We start from the raw sequence: 9216 nt of genomic DNA on the forward strand, positions 1-9216 counted from the left end.
TCGCCCGGACTCGCTCAAGCCCCCCGCACCGCCCGAGCCACCCGAGTCCCCGCCGCCGCTCTCGCCGCGTTGATCGGGCCCCGGCGGCGCGGATGCACCGCGTTCGTGAGCAGGATCAGGAACGTGTCCGTCGCCGGGTCCAGGACCAGGGACGTACCGGTGAAGCCCGTGTGGCCGGCGGCGCCCCGGCCCGACAGTTCGCCCATGAACCACGGCTGGTCGAGGGCGAAGCCCAGGCCCGGCGGGGTCAGCATCAGTTCCACGAAGTCGGGGCCGAGAATGCGGGCGGGGCCGTAGGAGCCGCCGGCCAGGAGGGTGCGGCAGAAGACGGCCAGGTCCCGGGCGGTCGAGAAGAGGCCCGCGTGGCCGGCGACTCCGCCGAGGGACCAGGCGTTCTCGTCGTGGACCTCGCCGCGGAGCATGCCCCGGTCCGCCTTGGCCCAGGGGCGGCGTTGGTCCTCGGTGGCCGCGGCGGTGGGGCAGGGGCCGAAGACGGTGGAGGTCATGCCGAGGGGATGGGTGATGCCGTCGCGGATCAGGACGTCCAGGCGGCGGGCGGTGAGGCGTTCGAGGAGGTGTTGGAGGAGCAGGAGGTTCAGGTCGGAGTAGGCGTAGGCCGTGCCGGGCGCGGCGATCGGGGACTCCGCCTGGAGCATCGCCAGGCGGGCGTCCGGCGTCAGGCAGTCGTACAGCGGCAGTTCGGGGCGCAGGCCGGAGGTGTGGGTGAGCAGCTGCCGTACGGTCAGGCCGTGTTCGGCGGCGCCGGTGAAGTCGGGGAGGTACGCGCCCACCTTCGCGTCGATGCCGAGGGTGCCGCGTTCCAGTTGCTGGACCGCGGCGACCGCGGTGAAGAGCTTGGTGAGGGAGGCGAGGTCGAAGGGCGTGTCGGGCGTCGCGGGGAGCCAGGACTCGGGCGGCGGTTCCACGCCCCGGTCGGTGCGTTCGTCGTAGGCCTCGTAGCGGACCGCCCAGCCCGCCGCCTCCTCGACGGCGATGACGGGGCCCCGGCCGGCGATGACGACGGCGGCGGGGGCCGACGGGCGGTCCCCTTCCGTCAGCGCGCGCACCTCCCGTACGAGATGGCGCAGTTCCTCGGGGTCGAGTCCGGCCCGTTCGGGGATGTCCGTGCGCAGTCTCGGCGCGCTCAGCTCTCCTCCCCCAATCTCTCGGCTCCGCTGGAGAGGCGGGTACCCCCATCCTCCAGCGTCGTACGCCTGTTCCAAGGACGGCACAGTGCCACGAAGCATGTGGCGGCCACCAGTGTCGCGGCCAGTTGGACGACGGCCATCGGGACGGCGGTGTCCTCGCCCGCGACGCCGACCAGCGGGGACGCCACCGCGCCGATCAGGAAGGACGAGGTACCCATCAGGGCCGACGCGGAACCCGCCGCGTGGCGGACCCGCATCAGGGCGAGGGTCTGGGTGTTGGGGAGGGCGATGCCCATGGCGGCCATCAGGACGAAGAGGGCCGCGGCGACCGGGGCGAGGCCCACCTCGCCGAAGGCGCCCAGGGCCATCAGCAGCAGGGCGGTCGCGGACAGGGTGACGATCGCGAGGCCCACCGCGAACACCTTGTCCAGACTCACCCGGCCTACGAGCACCTTGCCGTTGATCTGGCCCGCGATGACCAGGCCGACCGAGTTGACGCCGAAGAGGAGGCTGAAGGTCTGCGGGGAGGCGCCGTAGATCTCCTGGATCACGAACGGGGAGGCGCTGACGTAGGCGAAGAGCGCGGCGAAGGCGAAGCCGCCGGCGAGGACGTAGCCCATGAAGACGCGGTCGGTGAGCAGGCCGCGCATCGCGTGCAGGGTCTCGCCGATGCCGCCGCTGTGCCGGTCGGCGGGGGCGAGGGTCTCGGGGAGCCGCGTCCAGACGACCGCCAGCAGCGCGACGCCGATGACCGTGAGGACGACGAACACGCCCCGCCAGTCCGTCACCCGCAGGATCTGGCCGCCGATGAGCGGCGCGACGATCGGGGCCACCCCGGAGATCAGCATCAGCGTCGAGAAGAAGCGGGCCATCGCCTCGCCGTCGTACAGGTCGCGTACGACCGCCCGTGCGATCACGATCCCGGCCGAGCCGGCGAGGCCCTGCACCAGGCGGAGGGCGATCAGCGTCTCGACGGTCGGGGCGAGGGCGCACAGGACCGTGGCCACGATGTACACGGCGAGGCCCAGCAGCAGCGGGCGCCTGCGGCCCCAGCGGTCGCTCATCGGGCCGATCAGCAGCTGGCCGAGGGCCATGCCGGCGAGGCACGCGGTGAGGGTCAGCTGGACGGTGGTGGCGGGCGCGTGCAGCGAGTCGGTGACCTCCGGAAGCGCCGGGAGGTACATGTCCATCGCCAGGGGCGGGGTCGCGGTGAGACCGCCGAGGACGAGGGTGACGAGGAGACCGGTACGGCGGAGGGCGGCGGGGCTCGGTTTCGACGGCTGGGGGCTCGGCCTCGACGACCGGCGGCTCGGCCTCGACGACCGGCGGCTCGGCCTCGACGACCGGCGGCTCGGCCTCGACGACCGGCGGCTCGGCTTCGATGACAGAGGGCTCGGCTTCGACGGTTCCGTGCCCGACGTCACCTGCCCCGGTGCGAGCCCCGGTTCGGGCGCCGCTGTGGTCGACTCGGCCATCGGCTCGGCCATCGGCTCGGCCATCGGCTCGGCCATCGGCTCGGCCATCGGCTCGGCCATCGGCTTCGGCTCGGCCGGCGCCGAGCCCGGTATGTGCCCCTCGGGCATGTGCCCCTCCCTCTCCGTCAAGTCCGCCACCTATGCTCTCAGCTCGTACGACGTGGGCGGGGTCACAGTTCGCGTCATGGGATTGCCGAGGACTGAGCGGGAGCGGGGATGGCGATGGGGAACGACGGACGGCCTGTGCGTTGGGGGATTCTGGCGACCGGAGGGATCGCCGCGAGCTTCACCGCCGATCTCGTGGATCTGCCGGACGCCGAGGTCGTGGCCGTGGCCTCGCGGCGCGCGGAGTCGGCGAAGGCGTTCGCCGAGCGGTTCGGGATACCCCGGGCGTACGGCGACTGGCGGGCGCTCGCCGAGGACGAGGACGTCGACGTGGTGTACGTCGCCACACCGCACTCGGCGCACCGGACCGCCGCCGGGCTGTGTCTGGAGGCGGGACGGCATGTGCTGTGCGAGAAGCCGTTCACGCTGAACGTACGGGAGGCGGAGGAACTTGTCGCGCTGGCGCGGGCGCGCGGGCGGTTCCTGATGGAGGCCATGTGGATGTACTGCAATCCGGTGGTGCGGCGGCTCGCGGGGATGGTGCGGGACGGCGCGATCGGTGAGGTGCGCACGGTGCAGGCCGACTTCGGGATCGCCGGCCCCTTCCCTCCGTCGCACCGGCTGCGGGACCCGGCGCAGGGCGGGGGCGCGCTGCTCGACCTCGGGGTGTATCCGATCTCCCTCGCGCAGTTGCTGCTCGGGGAGCCCTCGGACGTCACCGGGAGAGCGGTGCTCTCGGATGAGGGCGTCGATCTCCAGACCGGAGCACTGCTCTCTTGGGAGAGCGGTGCCATCGCTTCGGTGCACTGCTCCATCGTCGGCGGCACCGCCATCACCGCGTCGGTCACCGGCTCCGAGGGCCGTATCGACATCCCGGACGGCTTCTTCTTCCCCGACCGCTTCGTTCTGCACCGCCCCGGCCGCGACCCGCAGACCTTCACGGCGGACCCGCTGGACGGCCCCCGCAACAGCTTCCGCCACGAGGCCACCGAGGTCATGCGGGCCATCCGCGCGGGCGAGACCGAGTCCCCGCTCGTCCCGCTCGACGGCACCCTCGCCGTGATGCGGACGCTGGACGCGCTGCGGGAGCGCATCGGGGTCCGCTATCCCGGAGAGGACGACCGCCGGGAGGACGTACTGGCGGCTACACCGGTGTGAGCCCCGGCTTCCCCGCCTCCAGCGCGAACGACGCCACCGTGGAGATGCCCGCCCCCGGTGTCGTCACGTACGGCACCGCCATGAAGTCGGCGCGGGCCTGCTGCCGGCCGAGGGCGACCAGCACATAGCCCCGGCGGCCGTTGTAGAAGCGCATGTGGGGGTTGGCCGTCATGTAGGTGTCCCAGTTCGCGGGCTTGTCGGAGCCGTTGCCGCCGCTGCTGATGGAGGTGGCGACGAGCTCCGTGCCGACGGTCCGGGAGGAGCGGTCGTCGAAGTCGCGCTTGATGTCGAAGGCGTAGCCGACGTGGACGTCGCCCGTGAGGACCATGAGGTTCTCGATGCCGGCCGCGTCGGCGCCGGCGAGGACGCGTTCGCGGGAGGCGGTGTAGCCGTCCCAGGAGTCCATGGACACCTTGTAGTTGTCGCCGACGGCGTTGCGGCGCTGGGAGAAGGTGACCTGCTGCGGGACGACGTTCCAGACGGCGTCGGACTTGGCCCAGCCGTCGAGCAGCCAGCGCTCCTGAGTGGCACCGGTCATCGTGCGAGCGGGGTCGGCCGACTCGGGGCCCGGGGTCTGCCAGCCGTCGCCGTACGCCTGGTTGGAGCGGTACTGGCGGGTGTCGAGTATGTCGAACTGGGCGAGGCGGCCCCACTGGAAGCGGCGGTAGAGCTTCATGTCGGGGCCGTCGGGCTTCTGCGGGGTGCGCAGCGGCTGGTTCTCCCAGTACGCGCGGTACGCGGCGGCGCGGCGCAGCAGGAACTCCTCCGGCGGTGTGTCGCTGCCGTCGGGGAGGTCGCCCGCGTAGTTGTTCTCGGTCTCGTGGTCGTCCCAGGTGACGACGAACGGGTGCGCGGCGTGGGCGGCCCGCAGATCGAGGTCGGTCTTGTAGAGGGCGTAGTGGAGGCGGTAGTCCTCCAGGGTGACTGTCTCGTGGTTGAGCAGGTCCGGCAGGACACGGTCGGTGTAGTTGCGGGCGCCGCCCACCGAATTCACGGCGTACTCGTAGAGATAGTCCCCGAGGTGGAAGACCACGTCGACGTCCTCGTCCGCCAGGTGCCGGTATGCGGTGTAGTACCCCTGGTCGTACCGCTGGCAGGAGACGGCGGCGAAGGAGATCCCGGTGTTCGTGCCGAGGTGGCCGCGGCCGGGGGCGGTGCGGGTGCGGCCGGTCTCGCTGATCCAGGCGCCGGTGCGGAAGCGGTAGTAGTACACGCGGCCGGGGTCGAGATAGCCGACCTCGACGTGGACGGTGTGGTGGAACTCGGGGTGGGCGGTGGCGGTGCCGCGTCTGACGACGCGTCGGAAGCGCTCGTCGTGGGCGAGTTCCCAGTGGACGGCGACGCGTTCGGCGGGCAGACCGCCGTCGGGCTGGTACGGCTTGGGGGCGAGCCTCGTCCACAGCAGTACGGAGGCGGGGAGCGGGTCACCCGAGGCCACACCGAGGGTGAAGGGGTCCTCGGCGATCCGTGCGGCGTCCAGCTGGGCGGCGGCAGCGGTACCGGCCGCCGGGAGGTTGGTGGCGAAGGCGAGCGCGGCGGCGGCACCGGTGACGGTGAGGAAGCGGCGACGGTCGAAGTGGCGTGCGGCGGCACGGAGTTCGGAAGAATGTGACGGACGGGGCTGCGTCGACCTGTGGGCTGCGGGTGTCATCTGGCCCTCCCCTTAAGATTGTTGTCCTTGGCATTGGAGTGGCCAGAATCGACGATCTTGTGTCGCGTACACAACAGCGAGTTGGCGGATCGATTAGCTCCGGATGGCGGGGCCCGGCATCGGGGCCGCCGCACGGCTCCTCCCTTACGCTGCGGGCCCATGGAAACCGAGCGAACGAGGATCGCGATCGTGACAGGCGCGGGCTCCGGCATCGGCCGTGCCGTGGCCGTGGAGTTGCTGCGCACCGGCTGGTCGGTGGCGCTGGCGGGCCGCCGGGAGGAGAAGCTCGAAGAGACCGCGGGCGGGTCACCCGACGCGCTGTGCGTGCGTACGGACGTCTCGCGGCCCGACGACGTGACGGCGCTGTTCGCCGCCGTGCGGGAGCGGTTCGGGCGACTGGACCTGCTGTTCAACAACGCGGGTACGTTCGGGCCGGGCGGGGTGCCGGTCGAGGAGCTGTCGTACGACGCGTGGCGGCACGTGGTGGACACCAACCTCAACGGGGCGTTCCTGTGCGCGCAGGCGGCGTACCGGCAGATGAGGGAGCAGGACCCGCAGGGCGGACGGATCATCAACAACGGCTCCATCTCCGCGCACACGCCCCGCCCGCACTCCGTCGCCTACACCGCGACCAAGCACGCGCTGACGGGCCTGACCAAGTCGCTCTCGCTGGACGGGCGGCCGTACCGGATCGCGGTCGGTCAGATCGACATCGGCAACGCGGCGACGGAGATGACCGAGCGCATGCGGAAGGGCGTTCTCCAGGCGAACGGGGAACTCATGCCCGAGCCCGTGATGGACGTCGCCGATGTGGCCCGTACGGTGCGGCACATGGCGGAACTGCCACTGGAGGCGAACGTGCAGTTCGCGACGGTCATGGCGACGACGATGCCGTACGTGGGACGCGGCTGAGACATGGAGCGCGGCCGAGCCGTCCGACTCAACCTGCACAAACGGATGGCGCTACTCCGGTCCATTCGGGCACGTGGCGGTCATATGCTCAACATCTCCTCCACGAGAGCTTCACATTTGGGGGAGACGGCTCCACGGGCCACACCGAGGGGGAGGTGGCAGCCGTTCCGCGTTCCGGATGGGGGCGGACCTCGCGTGGGACCGCGAGGTATGCACCGGGGCGCGGAACGGCTGCCCGCCGTTCCGCTCTTCGCACCGCTCTTCTCCGGGTGTTATTCAAGCGGGATTTCCTGGCAATCAGCCCTCAACAGCTCAGGAATCCGCTGTCTTATGGAAATCTGATGCCGGGGCCCGTTTTCTCAGCTCTTGCACATTCCTTGTTCAGGGCCGCTCAAAGGTTCGTCCCTAGCTTGTGGCAGCGCCCACAGCGGGCGCCAAGAACCTTCGAGGAACGGGATGTTTGGCATCTATCTCAAGCGGGAGCTGGGCCGGCGCAAGAAGGCGGCTCTGGTGATCGCCCTGGGTCTGGCGCTCGGAATCGCGCTGGTCATCACCGTCAACTCGGTCTCGGCGGGGATGCGCCAGGCGCAGGACCAGGTCCTGCAGTCGCTGTACGGCCTCGGCACCGACATGACGGTCACCAAGGCGAGGCAGGCGCCGTCCGGGGACGACGAGCAGCAGGACGGGCCGAGATTCGAGTTCGACGCCACCTCCGACGACGGCGAGGAGCAGAGCTCGGACCGCGTGATGACCCAGGGCGGACAGACCCTGAAGTCCTCGCTCGTCACCGAGGTCGCGAAGCAGGACGGCGTGGCGGAGGCCGTGGGCGCCCTCAGCCTCGACGTCATCAAGGTCGACGGCTCCTTCGCCCAGGGCCAGGCACAGAGCGACAGCTCGTCCTCCCAGCAGCAGGGCCAGGGCGGTCCCGGCGGTGCTCAGGGCGGCACCGGCGGACAGTCGCAGCCCCGGGTCGAGGGCGGCGGCGCCTCCTTCGGCGTCAACAACTACTCCGTGGCCGGTGTCGACGTCACCAACCAGGACCTCGGCCCGCTCGCCACCTCGAAGATCACCAAGGGCAAGACGTTCACCGCGTCGCAGACCGACGCCAAGGCAGCGGTGCTCAGCACGTCGTACGCCAAGGAGAACGAGTACACGGTCGGGGAGAAGATCAAGATCTCCGGTACCAAGTACACGATCATCGGGATCGCCACGCCCGACAGCAGCGAGTCGACCACCGACGTCTATCTGCCGCTGAAGCAGGCGCAGACGCTCGCCGACGCCAAGAACACCGTCACCACGATCTACGTCAAGGCGACCGACTCGCAGCAGATCGACACCGTCAAGGCGACCATCCAGAAGAACATCTCGGGGACGACGGTCACCACCTCCGCCGACCTCGCCGAGACCGTCTCCGGCTCCCTGACCACCGCCTCCGACCTCGCGACCAGCGTCGGCAAGTGGCTGTCCCTCGCCGTGCTCGCCGCCGCGTTCCTGGTGGCCGCGCTGCTCACCTCCTCGGCGGTCTCCCGCCGGGTGCGTGAGTTCGGCACGCTGAAGGCGCTCGGCTGGCCGAGCCGCAAGGTCACCCGGCAGGTCATGGGCGAGTCCATCGTCAACGGACTGCTCGGCGGCGCCCTCGGTATCGCCCTCGGCCTCGCCGCCGCCTACACGGTGACCGCGATCAGCCCGACCCTCGAGGCACAGCTGGGCAGCACCGGCGGCATGGGCGGCGGTCCCGGCGGGGGTGGCCCCGGCGGTGGCGGTGCCCCCGGTCAGCAGGCGTCCGACGCGCTGGAGATCGCGCTGTCCGCCCCGGTCTCCGTGTCCACCATCGCGCTCGCGGCGGGCCTCGCCATCGCCGGCGGTCTGATCGCCGGGGCCATGGGCGGCTGGCGGGCCTCCCGGATGCGGCCCGCGGACGCGCTGCGCAGCGTGTCGTAGCCGGCCGGACCCCCAACCTCCCCAAGGACGAACCCATGTACAAGCTCACCGACGTCACCAAGCGCTACTCGCGGGGCAAGGAAACGGTGGAGGCGCTGCGCGGCATCGACCTCGTCATCGAGGACGGCGACCAGCTCGTCATCCAGGGCCCCACCGGTGGCGGCAAGTCCACCCTGCTCCAGATGATCGGCGGCCTGGACCGCCCCTCCTCCGGCAGCGTCGAACTCGACGGCGTGGACCTCGCGTCCATCAGCGAGGCCAAGCTGACCCGGCTGCGCGCCGAGAAGATCGGCATCATCTTCCAGGCGTTCAACCTCATCCCGACGCTCACCGCTCAGGAGAACGTCGAGACCGCGCTCGTCCCGCTCGGTGTGAAGCCGGCCGAGCGGCGCGAGCGGGCCGCCGAGGCGCTGCGCTCGGTGGGCCTCGGCGAACGCCTCACCCACGCACCGTCCGAACTGTCCGGCGGTCAGCAGCAGCGCGTCGCCATCGCCCGCGCGCTGGTCAAGCAGCCGAAGGTGCTCCTCGCCGACGAGCCCACCGGCAATCTCGACGAGGGCACCCGCGACGAGATCATGGCCCTGCTCGAAGGGCTCTGGCGCGAGCAGGGCCTCACCTTCGTCCTGGTCACACACGACTCGTCGATCGCCAAGCGGGCGCCGCGCCTCGCCACGATCAAGGCGGGGCAGCTGACGCTCACGGAACAGACACCGCGGGAGCGGTACGCGAGCTGACGTTCCGTCCGGCGTACGGGCCGCTCACCGCCCACGTGTTGGAGCCGCTCACCGCCCACCCGTCGGGCCCGCTCACCGCCCACCTGTCGGGG

General features: G+C 71.1%; 7 protein-coding genes. 4 read left to right on the top strand and 3 right to left on the bottom strand.

The genetic code is table 11. The features are described from left to right. Positions 1-14 precede the first annotated feature (14 nt). A complete protein-coding gene (locus STRIP9103_RS28580) occupies positions 15-1067 on the bottom strand; it encodes a serine hydrolase domain-containing protein (RefSeq protein ID WP_009326291.1) in 1053 nt (350 codons plus the stop codon). 77 nt (positions 1068-1144) lie between these two features. Beyond that, on the bottom strand, positions 1145-2731 hold the full coding sequence (locus tag STRIP9103_RS28585) for a multidrug effflux MFS transporter (protein WP_009326276.1): 1587 nt from the start codon (positions 2729-2731) through the stop codon (positions 1145-1147). 108 nt (positions 2732-2839) lie between these two features. On the opposite strand from STRIP9103_RS28585, the gene STRIP9103_RS28590 reads away from it, so the two are divergent. Beyond that, entirely contained in the window at positions 2840-3886 is a 1047-nt protein-coding gene (locus tag STRIP9103_RS28590) for a Gfo/Idh/MocA family protein (protein WP_009326279.1), read from the top strand. Here STRIP9103_RS28590 and STRIP9103_RS28595 read toward each other — a convergent pair. Continuing rightward, positions 3873-5537: an alkaline phosphatase D family protein gene (locus STRIP9103_RS28595; protein WP_009326287.1), complete on the bottom strand. Its 1665-nt coding sequence runs from the start codon at positions 5535-5537 to the stop codon at positions 3873-3875. The genes STRIP9103_RS28590 and STRIP9103_RS28595 overlap by 14 nt on opposite strands. 159 nt (positions 5538-5696) lie before the next feature. On the opposite strand from STRIP9103_RS28595, the gene STRIP9103_RS28600 reads away from it, so the two are divergent. The 3 genes from STRIP9103_RS28600 (at position 5697) to STRIP9103_RS28610 (ending at position 9124) form a co-directional block, all read left to right on the top strand. Continuing rightward, positions 5697-6449: an SDR family oxidoreductase gene (locus STRIP9103_RS28600; RefSeq protein ID WP_009326278.1), complete on the top strand. Its 753-nt coding sequence runs from the start codon at positions 5697-5699 to the stop codon at positions 6447-6449. 456 nt (positions 6450-6905) lie between these two features. Beyond that, positions 6906-8390 carry an ABC transporter permease gene (locus STRIP9103_RS28605; protein ID WP_009326285.1) on the top strand — a complete coding sequence of 495 codons (1485 nt, stop codon included), beginning with the start codon at positions 6906-6908 and terminating at the stop codon, positions 8388-8390. Between the two features lie 35 nt (positions 8391-8425). Continuing rightward, positions 8426-9124: an ABC transporter ATP-binding protein gene (locus STRIP9103_RS28610; protein ID WP_009326274.1), complete on the top strand. Its 699-nt coding sequence runs from the start codon at positions 8426-8428 to the stop codon at positions 9122-9124. Positions 9125-9216: the final 92 nt, after the last annotated feature.

Origin of the sequence: Streptomyces ipomoeae 91-03 (assembly GCF_000317595.1) — a bacterium.
Classification (GTDB): domain Bacteria; phylum Actinomycetota; class Actinomycetes; order Streptomycetales; family Streptomycetaceae; genus Streptomyces; species Streptomyces ipomoeae.

Coding starts and splice junctions, on each gene's coding strand:
- STRIP9103_RS28595 (WP_009326287.1), bottom strand. CDS start 5,537: ATGACACCCGCAGCCCACAGGTCGACGCAGCCCCGTCCGTCACATTCT.
- STRIP9103_RS28605 (WP_009326285.1), top strand. CDS start 6,906: ATGTTTGGCATCTATCTCAAGCGGGAGCTGGGCCGGCGCAAGAAGGCG.
- STRIP9103_RS28600 (WP_009326278.1), top strand. CDS start 5,697: ATGGAAACCGAGCGAACGAGGATCGCGATCGTGACAGGCGCGGGCTCC.
- STRIP9103_RS28590 (WP_009326279.1), top strand. CDS start 2,840: ATGGCGATGGGGAACGACGGACGGCCTGTGCGTTGGGGGATTCTGGCG.
- STRIP9103_RS28610 (WP_009326274.1), top strand. CDS start 8,426: ATGTACAAGCTCACCGACGTCACCAAGCGCTACTCGCGGGGCAAGGAA.
- STRIP9103_RS28585 (WP_009326276.1), bottom strand. CDS start 2,731: ATGCCCGAGGGGCACATACCGGGCTCGGCGCCGGCCGAGCCGAAGCCG.